The 16,506-nt window shown below is 40.7% G+C and carries 16 protein-coding genes, 2 rRNA genes and 1 riboswitch; all 18 genes read left to right on the top strand.

The features are described 5' to 3' along the window. Positions 1-125 (top strand): 23S ribosomal RNA (locus EM808_RS20650); the annotation flags it as partial. 194 nt (positions 126-319) lie between these two features. Beyond that, positions 320-436, top strand: a 5S ribosomal RNA gene (rrf, locus tag EM808_RS20645). Between the two features lie 182 nt (positions 437-618). Next, entirely contained in the window at positions 619-1,854 is a 1,236-nt protein-coding gene (locus EM808_RS20640; protein ID WP_235856671.1) for a sugar ABC transporter substrate-binding protein, read from the top strand. Between the two features lie 85 nt (positions 1,855-1,939). Next, complete coding sequence (locus tag EM808_RS20635) at positions 1,940-2,827, top strand: carbohydrate ABC transporter permease (RefSeq protein WP_127740309.1); 888 nt, start codon at positions 1,940-1,942, stop codon at positions 2,825-2,827. A 16-nt stretch (positions 2,828-2,843) separates the two neighbouring features. Beyond that, complete coding sequence (locus EM808_RS20630; RefSeq protein WP_127740307.1) at positions 2,844-3,674, top strand: carbohydrate ABC transporter permease; 831 nt, start codon at positions 2,844-2,846, stop codon at positions 3,672-3,674. A 165-nt stretch (positions 3,675-3,839) separates the two neighbouring features. Then, positions 3,840-4,400, top strand: coding sequence for a DUF2179 domain-containing protein (locus tag EM808_RS20625; protein ID WP_127740305.1), 561 nt, complete (start codon positions 3,840-3,842; stop codon positions 4,398-4,400). Continuing rightward, positions 4,378-4,575, top strand: coding sequence for an NETI motif-containing protein (locus tag EM808_RS20620; protein WP_127740303.1), 198 nt, complete (start codon positions 4,378-4,380; stop codon positions 4,573-4,575). The genes EM808_RS20625 and EM808_RS20620 overlap by 23 nt, the downstream gene beginning before the upstream one ends. A 108-nt stretch (positions 4,576-4,683) precedes the next feature. Then, positions 4,684-4,784: riboswitch (purine riboswitch) on the top strand. Between the two features lie 125 nt (positions 4,785-4,909). Then, on the top strand, positions 4,910-5,398 hold the full coding sequence (gene purE / locus EM808_RS20615; protein WP_127740301.1) for a 5-(carboxyamino)imidazole ribonucleotide mutase: 489 nt from the start codon (positions 4,910-4,912) through the stop codon (positions 5,396-5,398). Continuing rightward, the gene (gene purK / locus EM808_RS20610; RefSeq protein ID WP_182101918.1) at positions 5,385-6,539 is read left to right on the top strand and encodes a 5-(carboxyamino)imidazole ribonucleotide synthase; all 1,155 of its coding nucleotides are present in this window, start codon (positions 5,385-5,387) and stop codon (positions 6,537-6,539) included. Before purE ends, purK begins: the two co-directional genes overlap by 14 nt. A gap of 3 nt (positions 6,540-6,542) precedes the next feature. Beyond that, positions 6,543-7,835, top strand: coding sequence for an adenylosuccinate lyase (gene purB, locus EM808_RS20605; RefSeq protein ID WP_127740297.1), 1,293 nt, complete (start codon positions 6,543-6,545; stop codon positions 7,833-7,835). 111 nt (positions 7,836-7,946) lie between these two features. Then, the gene (purC, locus tag EM808_RS20600; RefSeq protein WP_127740295.1) at positions 7,947-8,666 is read left to right on the top strand and encodes a phosphoribosylaminoimidazolesuccinocarboxamide synthase; all 720 of its coding nucleotides are present in this window, start codon (positions 7,947-7,949) and stop codon (positions 8,664-8,666) included. Next, positions 8,659-8,913, top strand: coding sequence for a phosphoribosylformylglycinamidine synthase subunit PurS (purS, locus tag EM808_RS20595; RefSeq protein WP_127740293.1), 255 nt, complete (start codon positions 8,659-8,661; stop codon positions 8,911-8,913). The genes purC and purS overlap by 8 nt, the downstream gene beginning before the upstream one ends. Next, positions 8,910-9,596, top strand: coding sequence for a phosphoribosylformylglycinamidine synthase subunit PurQ (purQ, locus tag EM808_RS20590; RefSeq protein WP_127740291.1), 687 nt, complete (start codon positions 8,910-8,912; stop codon positions 9,594-9,596). The genes purS and purQ overlap by 4 nt, the downstream gene beginning before the upstream one ends. Then, a complete protein-coding gene (gene purL, locus EM808_RS20585) occupies positions 9,580-11,796 on the top strand; it encodes a phosphoribosylformylglycinamidine synthase subunit PurL (RefSeq protein WP_127740289.1) in 2,217 nt (738 codons plus the stop codon). Before purQ ends, purL begins: the two co-directional genes overlap by 17 nt. Next, entirely contained in the window at positions 11,781-13,193 is a 1,413-nt protein-coding gene (gene purF / locus EM808_RS20580; RefSeq protein WP_127740287.1) for an amidophosphoribosyltransferase, read from the top strand. The genes purL and purF overlap by 16 nt, the downstream gene beginning before the upstream one ends. A gap of 91 nt (positions 13,194-13,284) precedes the next feature. Then, positions 13,285-14,319: a phosphoribosylformylglycinamidine cyclo-ligase gene (gene purM, locus EM808_RS20575; protein ID WP_127740285.1), complete on the top strand. Its 1,035-nt coding sequence runs from the start codon at positions 13,285-13,287 to the stop codon at positions 14,317-14,319. Positions 14,320-14,332: 13 nt separating this feature from the next. Beyond that, positions 14,333-14,905, top strand: a complete 573-nt coding sequence (gene purN, locus EM808_RS20570) for a phosphoribosylglycinamide formyltransferase (protein ID WP_127740283.1) — start codon at positions 14,333-14,335, stop codon at positions 14,903-14,905. A 44-nt stretch (positions 14,906-14,949) separates the two neighbouring features. Next, positions 14,950-16,485 (top strand): bifunctional phosphoribosylaminoimidazolecarboxamide formyltransferase/IMP cyclohydrolase, encoded by a 1,536-nt coding sequence (gene purH / locus EM808_RS20565; RefSeq protein WP_127740281.1) that lies wholly within the window; start codon positions 14,950-14,952, stop codon positions 16,483-16,485. Positions 16,486-16,506 lie beyond the last annotated feature (21 nt).

The following is a 16,506-nucleotide window of genomic DNA, read 5'->3' as shown; positions in this document are numbered from 1 at the left end:
GAGATGAGATTTCCCATAGCGTAAGCTAGTAAGATCCCTGAAAGATGATCAGGTTGATAGGTTTGAGGTGGAAGCGTGGTGACACGTGGAGCTGACAAATACTAATAGATCGAGGACTTAACTAAAATGAAAAGCGGAAAAAGCCCGCTTAAATCGATAGGGTGTTGGAGCGCGCGAATAGCAGTCGTAAGACTGTGTGTGAGTGAGTGAAACAGCCGTACGATTTGGCTTTTGAAGCTGGACAAAAGATTACTTGGTTCTTGTGTTTTTCTTCCTATAGGATTTAGTTTTGAGAGAACAACTCATAAAAACATAATAGTCTGGTGGCGATAGCGAGAAGGTCACACCCGTTCCCATACCGAACACGGAAGTTAAGCTTCTCAGCGCCGATGGTAGTTGGGGGCTCTCCCCCTGTGAGAGTAGGACGTCGCCAGGCAACTTGAAAAGAGACAGCAGTCATTTGACTGCTGTCTCTTTTTTTTGTCTTGTCCCTTTTAAGCAATCGTTCCTTTGTAATCCATCTAAAGAAAACGCTTGCAAGATGCTCTGAACTAGTTTATTATTTCCTTATCGAAACGTTTCGATAAATCAGATACTAGGAGGAATCAAATGATGGGCTTGAAAAAGAAGTGGTTTATTTTCGGTATGGCAGCTTTACTGGCGCTTGGTTTATTGGCAGGGTGTTCACAAAAAAGCAGTTCAAGTGATTCTAATGTATTGACAGTCTGGGGAATGGGAGATGAGGTAAAGCAGCTTCCGAAAATGGCAGAGGAATTTACGAAGGAAACTGGGATTGAGGTTAACATTCAGTCGATTCCGTGGGCGAGCGCCCATGACAAGCTGTTAACGGCAGTTGCCTCTAAAAAAGGACCAGATGTACTGCAAATGGGCACAACATGGATGCCTGAGTTCCAGGCAGCAGGGGCTCTCGCTGATATGGGTGACTATATAGATAAATATCCGAATTTAAAACCAGACAACTTCTTTGAAGGCTCTGTTGAAACAACTCAATTCGATAGTAAATATTATGGTATTCCGTGGGCTGCAGAAACCCGTGTCCTTTTCTACCGTACGGATATTCTTGAAGCAGTTGGATATAAAGAAGCACCAAAGACTTGGGAAGAGCTAAGGGATGCTGCTAAAAAGCTATCTGAACGCGGTGAAAACATGTACGGACTTAATGTAGATGCTAAGGAACAAACGCTGGGGTTTATGTTTGCAAGACAGAATGGATCCGCTTTAGTTTCTGAAGGGAAACCACTATTTAATGAAAAGGCATTTACAGAGGCGGTTTCTTACTTGAATGATTTTATCGAAAAGGGGTATGCTCCAAAGCAGGATTTAGGGATGGATGTATCCCAAACATTCTCAGGTGATGCGATTGTTCCTATGTTTATAAGCGGGCCGTGGATGGTCAAGGCAGTTAATGATACAGTTCAAGGTATTGAGGGGAAATGGGCTACCGCAGTTCTTCCTTCCGGTTCTGATAATAATTTGTCTAGTTTGGGCGGTTCAAATCTGACCATTTTTGAACACTCCAAAAAAAAGGATGAAGCAGCTCAGTTTATTGATTTCATGATGAAAAAGGAAAATCAGCTGAAATGGCTGGAGCTAACTAATGCTATGCCGACAGTAAAATCTGCATGGGAGGATGATAGTTTGGCTAATGATCCATTATATAAGGTTTTCGGTCAACAAATGGAGTCTTCCCGATCGATGCCATTATTACCGAAATTTGAGGAAATCGCTCAAAACTACTTAAAGCATTTTGAACAAATCTATTTGGGCGGAAAAAAGGTGGAGCAGGAAATGGATGCCTTTACTAGAGAGACGGAGGAATTGTTAAATAAGTAATGGATGAAAGAGGGTGGTTTAGACAGGGAAGCTGTAAGCAGCAGTTTCCCCCCCTCTTTTCCTTAACAAAAGGGAGTGCTAGTATATGAGGAATTTTATAAATAAAAGGGCACCTTATTTATTCATATCTCCTGCCTTACTTTTATTAATGATGTTTTCTTTAATACCTATTGTAGTAGCTTTTGTAATAAGTTTTACAGACATTAGCTTAGTAGGTTTGAGCGATTGGTCGCAAATTAATTTTGTTGGTATAGATAATTATATAGATATTATGACAGACCCTATCTTTTTAAAATCTATTGGTAATACATTATTTTATGTAGTTATTGGTGTTCCGCTCGTGATCACATGCTCTTTAGGAATAGCTGTGTTAATCAATTTCGGCGAGAATAGATTTTTTCAGTTTTTTAGGCTGATATTTTATACTCCATCTATTACAAATGTTGTTGCTGTAGCTGTTGTGTGGAGTTATTTATATAATCCCAGCTTTGGCTTTCTTAATTATTTATTATCATTGGCAGATATCCCTGCAGTCCCGTGGCTGCAGCATCCGGTTATCGCTAAAATTTCATTAATAATATTAGCATTATGGCGCGCAATTGGAACGAATATGATTATATTTTTGGCAGCTCTTCAAGGGATTCCAAAAGCGTATTATGAGGCGGCTTCGTTAGATGGTGCTAATAAGTGGCAGCAGCTATTCAAGATTACAGTGCCAATGCTGAAATTCGCCATCTTTTTTGTGACGGTCACAACAATCATAGGCTGGCTGCAGTTCTTTGAGGAACCGTTTATTATGACGAACGGAGGACCTCTCGATAGTACTACATCTATATCGTTGTTTATCTATCGCAATGGCTTTCAATTCAGTAAATTCGGCTATGCAGCAGCAGGATCTTTCCTATTATTTATAGCGATAATAATTGTGACATTAATTCAATTTCGTATGCAAAAGGTGAAAAATGAGGACTAAATATAGGAGGGGAGAAATGGATACAGCACATAAAAAAACGAAGGCTGCCAAATGGATTGTTGCCATCATTCTTGCAATAGGCGGTATACTTATGGTGCTTCCTTTCATTTGGATGGTGTTATCCTCACTGAAAACAGACACAGAGATTATGCAGTTTCCACCAACGATTTTGCCGCAGGATCCCACTATGGATAATTTTAAAGAACTATTCTCTGCTTTTCATTTTTTTGTTTATTTTAAGAACACAATGATTATCGTTATTTGTTCGTTTGGAGGACTGTTTCTTAATGCGATGGCAGGGTTCGGTTTTGCCAAATATAAGTTCAAAGGAAAAAACTTTCTTTTCTATTTAGTGCTTGCGACGATGATGATCCCGGGGCAAGTTACAATGATTCCAGTGTATTTAATCTTGAATGCGATGGGATTAACGAATACAATGGCAGGAATTGTCCTCCCTGGTTTAGTAGGTGCATTTGGAATATTTCTGTTTCGGCAGTTTATGTCTACAATATCAAATGAGATGTTTGAAGCAGCGAGGCTGGATGGTGCTAGTGAGTGGAAAATCTTTTGGAGGATAGTTCTTCCTGTATCGCGCCCTGTTCTTGCAGTTCAAGGCATATTAACCTTTATTGGCGCTTGGAATTCGTTCTTATGGCCGTTAATTGTCGCCAATGATGAAAAATATTATACACTTTCAATCGGGCTGCAGCTGCTAAAAGGGCAATATGCAAGTAATTATGCCTTGCAAATGGCAGGTTCGACCTTCATGATTATTCCCATTATTATCGTATTTCTAGTTTTTCAGAAGTATATTTTGCAAGGCTTCAATGTTTCTGGTTTGAAGTAATAACAATAAATAACCTAAAAAGGCTTAAAAGGAGATTTTCCTTTTAGGCCTTTTCTATTTTTGTTACTTCAACATATAAATAGGAAGAGATTTGTTTACAATTAAAAATAAAGGCAATTATAAAAAGAAACGCAAAACTATACGTGAAAAAAGGGTGATGGATCAATGCTGGAGAACAGTGTTACAATGGTCGTAATCATATTAGTCATCAATATTGTATATGTGTCATTTTTTACAATAAGGATGATATTGACATTAAAGGGGCAGAGATATATGGCTGCCTTTATCAGTATGATAGAAGTGGTCATCTATGTAATCGGGCTCGGTCTGGTTTTGGATAATCTCGACCAAATACAAAATTTAATAGCATATGCAGTAGGATATGGTATTGGTGTTATTGTAGGTATGAAAATAGAAGAGAAGCTTGCATTAGGATACATAACAGTTAATGTCATTACAAAAGAATATGACAGAGATTTACCGAAAGCCTTACGAGAAAAAGGTTATGGAGTTACGAGCTGGGCTGCACATGGATTGGAAGGAGACAGGATGGCTCTGCAAATTCTGTCACCGCGAAAATATGAGCTGAAACTTTATGATACGATTAAAACTTTAGATCCAAAAGCGTTTATCATTGCCTATGAGCCGAAGACGATACATGGCGGTTTCTGGGTAAAAAGTGTTAAGAGAGGAAAATTATTCAATGGGCAAAAAAATGAAGTTTGAAGTGCTAGAAACGGAAACAATTAGCGAGTGTTTAGATAGGATTCAAAAGGAAGGCTACACGCCAGTAAGAAGAATAGAGAAACCTATCTTTAAAGAAACAATTGTAAATGGACAAAAATCATATGAGCCTGTAGCCAGCCAAGTTATTTTTGAAGCAGTGCAGCTGGAAGGGTAAATTCCGAACAATAAATATGATATTAGTATAATTGTTCGATTTTTGTGTTGACAACAGGTGAAAATGCTTGTTAATATGGTATTGAGTTAATGAATATTAGAAATGACTAACCAATAATTTAATAGCCCTCATATATAATGGGAATATGGCCCATACGTTTCTACCTGGCTGCCGAGAACGGCCGGACTATGAGGGAAAGCCATAACGCCAGCAAAACAGTTTGGGAGAATTTCCCATTCTTTTCAGATTATTTAAGCTCTGGACGGGTGCTTTCTCTCTTGTAGTAGAAGCATCTGGCAGGGCTTTTTATATGTAATAATTCAGGAGGCGAAATATGACTGCTCAAGTTGGCGTTATTATGGGAAGCAAATCAGACTGGGAAACAATGAAGCATGCCTGTGACATTTTAGATATGCTGGAAGTGAGTTATGAAAAGAAGGTTGTATCTGCACACCGCACTCCGGATTTAATGTTTGAATATGCCGAGAGTGCAAGAGAGCGCGGATTGCGTGCTATTATTGCAGGTGCAGGAGGTGCAGCTCACTTACCAGGAATGGTTGCAGCTAAAACAACGTTGCCTGTTATTGGCGTTCCTGTTCAATCACGAGCATTAAACGGTCTTGACTCTCTATTATCCATTGTTCAGATGCCTGGCGGTGTTCCTGTTGCAACAGTGGCAATCGGCAAAGCCGGTGCTACGAATGCCGGACTGCTTGCAGCACAGATAATAGCAGCCTTTGACCCGGAATTAGCCGAAAGAATTGCCTCAATGAGAGAAAAAACAAGAAACGAGGTTATGGAAAGTAGTGATGAACTTGTCTAACTCAGTGATTCTCCCAGGTCAAACTATTGGTATAATTGGTGGTGGGCAATTAGGCAGAATGATGGCATTGGCTGCGAAGGCGCAAGGATATCGAATTGCTGTATTGGATCCAACTGAAGACTCACCGTGCGGCCAAGTTGCAGATTATAAGATCGTCGATGCTTATAACAGTATGGCAGGCATACAACAATTAGCACAAATAAGCGATGTTATCACATATGAATTTGAAAACATTGATGCTGAAGGCTTAGATTGGCTTCAAACAAACGCATATGTGCCACAAGGATCTTCGGTGTTGGAAATAACCCAGGACAGGATTAGCGAAAAACAGGCAATTCAACAAGCGGGAGTTAAGGTCGCTCCATTCGAAGTAATTGAGAATGCAGAAGATTTGGAAGCAGCACTTACGACATTAGGCTATCCAGCTGTTTTGAAAACAGCACGCGGAGGCTACGATGGTAAAGGACAATATGTTATCCGTACTAGTAATGAGGTGAAGGAAGCAGCAAAGCTTCTAGCAAGTGGCAGATGTGTTCTAGAAAAGTGGATTCCATTTGAAAAAGAAATTTCTGTGATTGTGACAAGAGGAACCAATGGGGAGAGTGCTGTATTTCCAGTAAGTGAAAACATTCATATCCATAATATCCTTCATGAATCAATTGTACCTGCAAGAATAAGTGACGATGCGAAAGAGAATGCAATAGAGAAGGCAGGAATCATTGCAGAACATCTGCAGCTTGTCGGGACATTGGCCGTTGAAATGTTCTTATGCAGCAATGATGATATCTATATTAATGAATTAGCGCCAAGACCACATAATTCAGGGCATTATACAATAGAAGCATGTGAAACCTCTCAATTTGAGCAGCATATTAGAGCAATATGCGGAGTGCCTCTTGGAAGCACAAAGTTATTGAGACCAGCAGTTATGGTTAATATATTAGGTGAACATCAAGCTCCTATTATCGAAAAACTTCCTGAGCTGCAAGACTGGAAAGTTCACCTTTACGGGAAGCAAGAACCAAAAGAAAAGCGCAAGATGGGGCACGCAACATTACTGCGTTCTTCTGTCGAAATTGCCCTTGATGAAATAGACAGGTCTAATATTTGGAGCCTGCAAACAGAAAAAATCGGAGGATAAGAAATGATCGAACGTTATACAAGACCAGAAATGGGAAACATTTGGACTGAACAAAATCGCTTTCAAGCATGGCTTGAAGTGGAGATTCTAGCATGTGAAGCATGGGTAAAGCTAGGAGAAATTCCTGAGGAAGACGTTAAAAAAATTCGTGAAAATGCATCCTTTGACATTGCACGTATTCAAGAAATTGAGCAAGATACACGCCATGATGTTGTTGCATTTACAAGAGCTGTTTCGGAAACTTTGGGAGAAGAGCGTAAATGGGTTCATTACGGCTTAACTTCAACAGATGTTGTGGATACTGCATTATCTTACTTAATTAGACAGGCTAATGAAATCATTTTGAAAGACTTAGAAAACTTTATTGAAGTCCTGAAAAATAAAGCAGTTGAACATAAATACACAGTAATGATGGGGCGCACACACGGTGTCCATGCTGAACCGACAACATTTGGTTTAAAGCTTGCACTATGGCATGAGGAAATGAAGCGCAATTTAGAACGCTTTAAGACTGCTGCTGCAGGTGTTGAATTTGGAAAGATTTCAGGAGCGGTTGGAACATATGCCAATATCGATCCTTTTGTTGAGCAATATGTATGTGAGCAATTAGGGCTTCAACCAGCACCGATTTCCACACAAACATTACAGCGTGACCGTCATGCAGAATATATGGCATCAATTGCTTTGATTGCAACATCCATTGAAAAGTTTGCTGTTGAGATTCGCGGACTGCAAAAGAGTGAAACAAGAGAAGTGGAAGAGTTCTTTGCTAAAGGCCAAAAAGGCTCTTCGGCAATGCCGCATAAGCGCAATCCAATCGGTTCTGAAAATATGGCAGGTCTTGCTCGTGTTATCCGCGGCTATATGATGACTGCTTATGAAAATGTTCCGCTATGGCATGAAAGAGATATCTCCCATTCTTCTGCTGAGAGAATTATTCTTCCGGACGCAACAATTGCCATCAACTATATGTTGAACAGATTCAGCAATATCGTTAAAAACTTAACTGTATTCCCTGAGAATATGAAGCGTAACATGGATCGCACTTTAGGATTAATTTATTCTCAGCGTGTGTTGTTGGCTTTAATTGATAAAGGACTTACAAGAGAAGAGGCATATGATACAGTTCAGCCAAGAGCAATGGAATCATGGGAAAAGCAAGTTCCTTTCCGTGAATTGGTTGAAGGTGACTCTGTCATTTCAACTAAATTGACTAAAGAAGAAATTGACGATTGCTTTGATTACCATTTCCACATTAAGCATGTGGATACAATCTTCAACAGACTGGGACTTTAATATATATGGCATAAAAGCACCTTTTGGCGCTTTTATGCCAATAACCCTGAAAATACTAGATAAGCTTACATTCGTTTTATCCCTAATTTTTTTGATAAGGAGACTCTTCAAATGGAAAAGAGAGCTTTATTGTACGAAGGAAAAGCAAAAAGAGTTTATGGAACGTCTGATGAAAATATCGTGTGGCTGGAATATAAAGATTCAGCAACAGCGTTCAACGGTGAGAAGAAGGCAAATATCACTGGCAAAGGCCGTTTAAATAATGAAATTACTAGCTTGCTATTTTTGAAGCTAAAGGATTTAGGGATAGAATCCCACTTTATCGAAAAGTTGTCAGAAACAGAGCAGTTAGTAAAAAAAGTAACAATCATTCCATTAGAAGTTGTTGTACGGAACTTAGCTGCAGGAAGCTTCTCAAAAAGATTAGGAATAAAAGAGGGGCAGCCATTATCAAAGCCTCTTGTTGAATTCTATTATAAGGATGACTCTCTAGGAGATCCAATTATGACAGAGGATCACATAGAAGAGCTTAAGCTTGCGACAAAAGAAGAAGTTGCAATATTGAAAAAAAACGCCCTTGAAGTAAATAAAGCGTTAAGTGCTTTCTTTGCAGAACTTGGCATTCGTCTTATTGATTTTAAGCTTGAATTCGGTATGGATGCAAACGGAGAGATAATGCTAGCAGATGAGGTTTCTCCTGACACATGCCGCTTATGGGACATAGAGACAAATGCGAAATTGGATAAGGATGTATTTCGTCGCGATTTAGGAAATTTGACAGAAGCATATGAGAATATTCTAGCAAGATTAGGGGGAAAACAGCATGTTTAAAGTTAAAGTATATATCACATTAAGAGAAAGTGTTTTAGATCCACAAGGAAATGCAGTGAAAGGGTCTCTTCATTCACTTAACTATCAAGAAGTAAATGATGTCCGCATCGGAAAGTACTTAGAGCTTACTTTAGAAAAGTCTGATAGAAATGTTGATGAGCTTATAAAGGAAATGTGTGAAAAGCTATTGGCTAACACGGTAATTGAAGATTACACGTATGAGGTTGAGGAGGTTGTTGCACAGTGAAATTCGCGGTAGTCGTATTTCCAGGGTCCAATTGTGATGTCGATATGTTACACGCAATAACGGATGAGTTGGGAGAAGAAGCAGAATACGTATGGCATGACGCAGATAGCTTGGAAGGTTATGACGGAATTTTACTGCCTGGCGGATTCTCATACGGTGATTATCTCCGAACTGGCGCCATTGCAAGATTCAGCAATGTCATGAAGGAAGTTGTAAAAGCAGCTGAAGCTGGAAAACCAGTATTGGGAGTATGTAATGGATTTCAAATTTTACTTGAAGCTGGACTTTTGCCAGGAGCAATGAGAAGAAATGACAACTTGAAGTTTATCTGCCGTCCTGTTGAATTAAAGGTGGAAAATAGCAACACAATGTTCTCAAATGCTTACAATGAACAGGAAGTTATTACTGTCCCAATTGCACATGGTGAAGGAAACTACTATTGTGATGAGGAAACATTAGCTAGATTACAAGAAAATAAGCAAATTGTCTTCACATATAATGGCACAAATCCGAATGGAAGCTTAGATAATATTGCAGGTATCACGAATGAAAAGGGAAATGTTCTTGGTATGATGCCACATCCAGAGAGAGCAGTAGATGAGCTTTTAGGTGGAGCAGATGGTCTTAAAATTTTCCAATCAATCGTTAAACAGTGGAGGGAAGCAAATGTCGTTAATGCTTGAGCCAAGTCCAGAACAAATTAAGTCAGAAGAAATTTACAAACAAATGGGTGTTACGGACGAAGAATTCGCAATGGTCGAAAAAATTCTTGGACGAAAGCCTAACTACACAGAAATTGGACTGTTTTCAGTTATGTGGTCTGAGCATTGCAGCTACAAAAACTCTAAGCCGGTATTAAGAAAGTTCCCGACAACAGGCCCGCAAGTGCTGCAGGGACCTGGAGAAGGTGCTGGTATTGTTGATATTGGGGATGGGCAAGCGGTGGCATTCAAAATCGAAAGCCATAACCATCCATCTGCTATCGAGCCTTATCAAGGAGCAGCAACAGGAGTTGGCGGAATCATTCGCGATGTGTTCTCAATGGGAGCTAGACCAATCGCAATTTTGAATTCTCTTCGTTTTGGCGAGCTGGATAATGCACGTACTAAATATTTGTTTGAAGAGGTTGTTGCAGGTATTGCAGGCTATGGAAACTGTATCGGTATTCCGACTGTTGGTGGAGAAATTGCCTTTGATGCTTCCTATGCAGGCAACCCACTTGTAAATGCGATGTGTGTTGGATTAATCAACCATGAAGACATCAAAAAAGGCCAGGCGCATGGTGTTGGCAATACGGTTATGTATGTAGGAGCAAAAACAGGTCGTGACGGTATTCATGGTGCGACATTTGCTTCTGAAGAGCTTACAGAGAATTCGGATGAAAATCGTCCAGCAGTTCAAGTTGGTGATCCATTCATGGAGAAGCTGTTACTTGAGGCGTGCTTGGAATTGATTCACTCTGATGCATTAGTTGGTATTCAGGATATGGGTGCAGCTGGGCTTGCAAGCTCAAGTGCAGAAATGGCGAGTAAGGCTGGATCTGGCATTGAAATGAATCTTGATTTAGTGCCACAGCGTGAAGTTGGCATGACAGCATATGAAATGATGTTGTCAGAATCTCAAGAACGTATGCTAATTGTTGTTAAAAAAGGCAGAGAGCAAGAAATCAAGGACCTTTTCCATAAATATGACTTAGAGGCTGTTGCTATCGGTGTCGTTACAGACGATAAAATGCTGCGACTTCTTCATAAAGGTGAAGTAGTTGCAAATGTACCGGCAGATGCTTTGGCAGAGGATGCTCCTGTTTATCATAAACCATCTGCAGAGCCACAATATTTCCGTGATTTCCAAGCAATGGAGAATGCAGTACCAGCAGTTGAGAATTATGGAGAAGCGCTAGTCAGTCTGCTTCAGCAGCCAACTATTGCTTCAAAGGAATGGGTATATGACCAATATGATTATATGGTCCGTACTAATACTGTTGTTGCTCCTGGTTCAGATGCTGCTGTTGTTCGTATCCGTGGAACGAAAAAAGCATTGGCAATGACGACAGATTGTAATGCTCGTTACCTTTACCTTGATCCAGAAACAGGCGGCAAAATTGCAGTTGCAGAGGCAGCACGTAATATTGTCTGCTCAGGTGCAGAGCCGCTGGCAATAACAGATAACTTGAACTTCGGAAATCCAGAGAAGCCGGAAATCTTCTGGCAAATTGAAAAGGCTGCTGACGGAATTAGTGAAGCGTGCTTGGCACTTAATGCTCCTGTCATTGGCGGTAATGTATCCTTATACAATGAAACAAACGGTACAGCTATCTATCCAACACCAGTAATCGGTATGGTTGGTTTGATTAAAGATACAAAGGACATAACAACACAAAGCTTTAAAGCGAGCGGTGACCTTATTTATGTACTAGGTGAAACGAAGGATGAATTTGGTGGAAGTGAGCTGCAAAAGCTGCTTGAAGGTTCCATTTCTGGTAAATCGCCTGTATTAGATTTAGAAGTAGAGAAGAGCCATCAGGCTGCTGTTCTTGCGGCAATAAGAGCAGGTATTGTTGAATCAGCACATGATTTAGCAGAAGGCGGCTTGGCAGTTGCTGCAGCGGAGAGTCTGTTTGGACCTAACTCATTAGGTGCAAAGCTAGATCTTAAAGGAAACCCAGTATCTGCATTATTCAGTGAATCTCAATCTCGTTTCTTGCTTTCTATTAAACCGGAAAACAAAGAGCAATTTGAGAGCTTAGTTCCTGCAGCACTTATCGGAGAAGTAACAAATGATAACAATCTTACTATTAGCCAAGGGGAAAATATTCTGATTAAGGAACAGGTGGAAGTGTTAGAGTCCGCCTGGAGAGGAGCAATTCCATGCTTGCTGAAATAAGAGGGTTAAATGAGGAATGTGGAGTCTTTGGTGTTTGGGGACATACAGATGCTGCTCAGCTAGCATATTACGGCCTGCACAGCCTGCAGCACAGAGGTCAAGAGGGTACTGGGATTGTTGCAACAGACGGCGAAAAGCTTAAAGGCATTAAAGGGGAAGGTCTTGTTGCAGAGGTCTTCACACAGGAAGCAATGAAGGAATTGACAGGTAAAGCAGCAATCGGACACGTTCGTTATGCAACAGCAGGGGGCGGGGGATATGAAAACGTCCAGCCCCTCCTGTTCCATTTTCAAAGTGGAAGCATGGCACTTGCCCACAATGGTAATCTTGTTAACGCAAATGCTTTGAAGAGTCAGTTAGAAGCACAAGGTAGTATTTTTCAAACTAGCTCTGATACAGAGGTACTCGCACATTTAATTAGAAGAGGAGGCTTTAATGCCTTCAATGAGAGAGTGAAAAATGCGTTGACAATGATTAAAGGTGCATATGCGTTCTTAATCTTAACGGAGACGGAGTTAATGGTTGCTCTTGATCCTAACGGCATGAGGCCGCTTTCCTTAGGGAAATTAGGAGATGCATATGTTGTTGCATCAGAGACATGTGCATTTGATGTTGTCGGTGCAGAATTTATCCGCGATGTTCTGCCGGGAGAGCTGTTAATCATCGACGATAATGGCTTCCGCTCTGAGATGTTCTCTGTCGCTTCCAATATTGCAATGTGTACGATGGAGTATGTGTATTTCTCCAGACCGGACAGCAATATAAATGGTATCAATGTTCATACTGCAAGGAAGAATCTAGGAAAAAGACTTGCATTTGAAGCTCCAATTGAGGCTGATGTTGTAACAGGTGTTCCTGATTCCAGTATTTCTGCTGCTATCGGCTATGCAGAAGAAACAGGCATTCCATACGAGTTAGGCTTAATCAAGAACAGGTATGTAGGCCGTACCTTTATTCAGCCATCACAAACATTGCGTGAACAAGGGGTAAAAATGAAGCTTTCCGCAGTCCGTGGTGTTGTCGAAGGAAAGCGTGTCATCATGGTTGATGATTCTATCGTGAGAGGTACAACGAGCAGAAGAATTGTGACAATGCTTCGTGAAGCAGGTGCAACAGAGGTGCATGTACTGATTAGTTCACCGCCTATCAAAAACCCATGCTTTTACGGAATAGATACTTCTACGAAGGAAGAGCTGATCGCCTCTAAATACTCAGTGGAAGAACTGCGTGAAATCATTGGTGCAGATTCTCTTATTTTCTTGAGCACAGAGGGAATGGTAGATGCTATTGGCAGAACGGAAGAAGGAGAGACTAGAGGTTCCTGCTTAGCTTGCTTTACTGGCAAATACCCGACAGAAATCTATCCTCCTGCACTGCAATCATACGAAAAGGTGTAATAGTAGAGGGAAATGAAAAGCGGCATAGAGGTGTGTCGCTTTTCCATTGAAATGCACATAAAAGATGTCTTTGAACATTAGGAGGATACTTATGGCTGAAAGCTACAAACAAGCAGGAGTAAATATCGAGGCAGGCTATGAAGCAGTTTCGAGAATGAAGAAGCATGTAAATAAAACAATCAGGCCAGGTGTAATGGGCGGTCTTGGCGGTTTTGGCGGCATGTTTGATCTATCAGTATTAAACTTGAAAAACCCAGTACTCGTTTCAGGAACAGATGGAGTAGGGACAAAGCTGATGCTTGCGTTTATGCTGGATAAGCACGATACAATCGGTATAGATGCTGTTGCAATGTGTGTGAATGACATTGTTGTGCAAGGTGCAGAGCCTATTTATTTCCTTGATTATATTGCTTGCGGAAAAGCAGAGCCTGCCAAAATTGAAGCTATTGTAAAAGGTATTGCTGATGGCTGTGAACAGGCTGGTTGTGCGTTAGTTGGCGGAGAAACTGCTGAGATGCCAGGAATGTACAGCGAAGAGGAGTATGATCTTGCTGGATTTGCAGTTGGCGCTTGTGAAAAGGAGCAGGTGATAACAGGCGAAAACATTAAAGCTGGCGATGTGTTAATTGGACTTGCTTCAAGTGGTATTCACAGCAATGGCTATTCCCTTGTTCGTAAGCTTTTTCTTGAGCAAGCAGGTATGTCATTATCTGAATATGTTGAGGAATTGGGATGTACGCTTGGGGAAGAGCTGATTAAGCCAACAAAAATCTATGTTAAATCAATTCTCTCTGCTATCCAAAAATTTGAAATAAAAGGATTATCCCATATTACAGGTGGCGGTTTTATTGAGAATGTCCCTCGCATGCTGCCAGAAGGCCTAGGAATTGAATTAGATGAGTCTAAATGGGAAGTGCCTACTGTTTTCAAATTAATGGAAAGAATCGGCGACTTACAGCGTAAGGAAATGTATAATATTTTTAATATGGGTACAGGCATGGTCCTTGCAGTGGATAAAGCTGCTGAACAAGATGTCTTAGCACATTTCCAGGCAATTGGGGAAAAGGCATATACAATTGGCAAGGTAACAGATGATGGTGAGATTAACATCATCCTGAAACAATAACGGAGGAGCAGACATGAAAAATATTGCTGTTTTTGCGTCAGGCAGCGGCTCCAATTTTCAAGCGCTCGTGAATGCTGTGGAAACCAATGAGCTGCAGGCATCTATAAAATTGCTTGTATGTGATAAACCAAAAGCCTATGTAGTCGAACGGGCTGCAAACCATAGTATGGATGTATTTGCATTTAGTGCTAAAGACTATCCGTCCAAGGCAGCGTATGAAATGGAGATACTGCAGAAGCTTAAAGATTACGAGATTGATTTGATTATTCTTGCTGGGTATATGCGTTTAATTGGAGATACACTATTGCAGGCGTTTCCTGGAAGAATAGTTAATATCCATCCATCCTTGCTGCCTAATTTTCCAGGTAAAGATGCGGTCGGCCAAGCACTTTCGGCAGGTGCGAAGGAAACTGGGGTAACAGTTCATTATGTAGATGAAGGGATGGATACAGGTCCAATTATTGCACAGGAATCTGTGGGAATTGCAGCAGGAGAAACAAATGAGAGTCTCCAGGCAAAAATCCAAAGGATAGAGCATGGTCTATATCCAAAGGTTGTTCAAACGTTAGTCCTTACAAAAATATGAAGGCAGCATAAGACAATTATAGGAAAACAGGGGGAAATAAAGCGATGAAAAAGCGTGCGTTAATCAGTGTTTCGGATAAAACAGGAATTACAAGCTTTGCAAAAGAGCTTCATGAATTAGGATTCGAGCTGATCTCTACAGGGGGAACAAAAAAAGCCATTCAAGAAAGTGGCATTCCGGTTCTTAGTGTTAGTGATGTAACAGGATTTCCAGAAATCCTTGAAGGCAGAGTTAAAACTTTAAATCCTTATATTCATGGCGGTCTTTTGGCGAAATTTGACGAACCTGGACACCAAGCTCAGCTTGAGGAGCATAAAATTACACCAATCCAGCTAGTGTGTGTGAATCTTTATCCATTCCAAGCTACAATCGCGAAGGAAGATGTAACAGTGGAGGATGCCATTGAAAATATTGATATCGGCGGACCGACAATGCTGCGTGCTTCTGCAAAAAACCACCAATATGTAACAGTTGTTGTTGATCCAAGCGACTATTCCATCGTTGTAGATGAGTTGAAAGCAGCTGGAGAAGTGAAGTTTGAAACGAGAAGAAAGCTTGCTGCTAAGGTATTCCGTCACACTGCTGCGTATGATTCAATGATTTCTCAATATATGAGCGATCTTTCAGGCGAAGAAAATCCTGAGTCATTGACTGTTACTTATGAGTTGAAGCAGTCGTTAAGATATGGTGAAAATCCACATCAAAAAGCAGCCTTCTACCGCAAGCCATTAGGTTCTTCCTTTTCGATTGCGAATGCAACACAGCTTCACGGCAAGGAGCTTTCCTACAATAACATCAATGATGCGGATGCTGCCATCCAAATCGTTAAGGAATTCACAGAGCCTGCCGCTGTAGCAATTAAGCACAGCAACCCTTGTGGTGTTGGAACAGGTGAAGATATTTTCACTGCATTCACAAGAGCGTTTGAGGCTGATTCTGTTTCCATCTTTGGTGGAATTGTGGCCCTGAATAGAGAAGTGGACGCAGGTACTGCTAAAAAGCTTCATGAAATCTTTTTAGAAATCGTTATTGCACCGTCCTTTTCAGACGAAGCATTAGAGGTTCTCAAAGGAAAGAAAAACATTCGTCTTTTAACAATTCCTTTCACTAAAGATGATAAAAAAGAAGTGAAATTTACTTCTATTGAAGGCGGCTTGCTTGTTCAAGATTTCGACCGTTACTCATTAGATGATGCGACTATTACAATTCCGACAGACAAAAAACCAACAGATGAAGAGTGGGAAGCACTGAAGTTTGGCTGGAAGGTTGTTAAGCATGTGAAGTCCAATGCGATTGTTGTCAACAATAAAGAAATGACATTAGGCGTAGGTGCAGGACAAATGAACCGTGTCGGCTCAGCAAAAATTGCGCTGGAGCAGGCTGGAGAAAAAGCAGTAGGTGCAGTATTGGCTTCAGATGCATTCTTCCCAATGGACGATACTGTAGAAGCAGCAGCAAAAGCTGGAGTTACTGCAATTATCCAAACAGGCGGCAGTATCAGAGATGAAGATTCCATCAAGAAAGCGAACGAATATGGAATTGCAATGGTACTGACAGGAGTAAGGCACTTTAAACACTAAAAGCTTTGATGGAGGATGAAA

The organism is Niallia taxi, assembly GCF_004005475.1.
Taxonomy (GTDB): Bacteria; Bacillota; Bacilli; order Bacillales; family Cytobacillaceae; genus Niallia; species Niallia taxi.
Note: the sequence above shows the minus strand (reverse complement) of the source record. Positions and strands in the feature narration are given on the sequence as shown.

Bases quoted from the DNA above. Each gene is read 5' to 3' on its own strand.
- purN (WP_127740283.1), top strand. From the start codon at position 14,333: ATGAAAAATATTGCTGTTTTTGCGTCAGGCAGCGGCTCCAATTTTCAA.
- purS (WP_127740293.1), top strand. From the start codon at position 8,659: ATGTTTAAAGTTAAAGTATATATCACATTAAGAGAAAGTGTTTTAGAT.
- EM808_RS20620 (WP_127740303.1), top strand. From the start codon at position 4,378: ATGGGCAAAAAAATGAAGTTTGAAGTGCTAGAAACGGAAACAATTAGC.
- purC (WP_127740295.1), top strand. From the start codon at position 7,947: ATGGAAAAGAGAGCTTTATTGTACGAAGGAAAAGCAAAAAGAGTTTAT.
- purE (WP_127740301.1), top strand. From the start codon at position 4,910: ATGACTGCTCAAGTTGGCGTTATTATGGGAAGCAAATCAGACTGGGAA.
- EM808_RS20635 (WP_127740309.1), top strand. From the start codon at position 1,940: ATGAGGAATTTTATAAATAAAAGGGCACCTTATTTATTCATATCTCCT.
- purH (WP_127740281.1), top strand. From the start codon at position 14,950: ATGAAAAAGCGTGCGTTAATCAGTGTTTCGGATAAAACAGGAATTACA.
- purL (WP_127740289.1), top strand. From the start codon at position 9,580: ATGTCGTTAATGCTTGAGCCAAGTCCAGAACAAATTAAGTCAGAAGAA.
- EM808_RS20625 (WP_127740305.1), top strand. From the start codon at position 3,840: ATGCTGGAGAACAGTGTTACAATGGTCGTAATCATATTAGTCATCAAT.
- purM (WP_127740285.1), top strand. From the start codon at position 13,285: ATGGCTGAAAGCTACAAACAAGCAGGAGTAAATATCGAGGCAGGCTAT.
- purK (WP_182101918.1), top strand. From the start codon at position 5,385: ATGAACTTGTCTAACTCAGTGATTCTCCCAGGTCAAACTATTGGTATA.
- EM808_RS20630 (WP_127740307.1), top strand. From the start codon at position 2,844: ATGGATACAGCACATAAAAAAACGAAGGCTGCCAAATGGATTGTTGCC.
- purF (WP_127740287.1), top strand. From the start codon at position 11,781: ATGCTTGCTGAAATAAGAGGGTTAAATGAGGAATGTGGAGTCTTTGGT.
- purB (WP_127740297.1), top strand. From the start codon at position 6,543: ATGATCGAACGTTATACAAGACCAGAAATGGGAAACATTTGGACTGAA.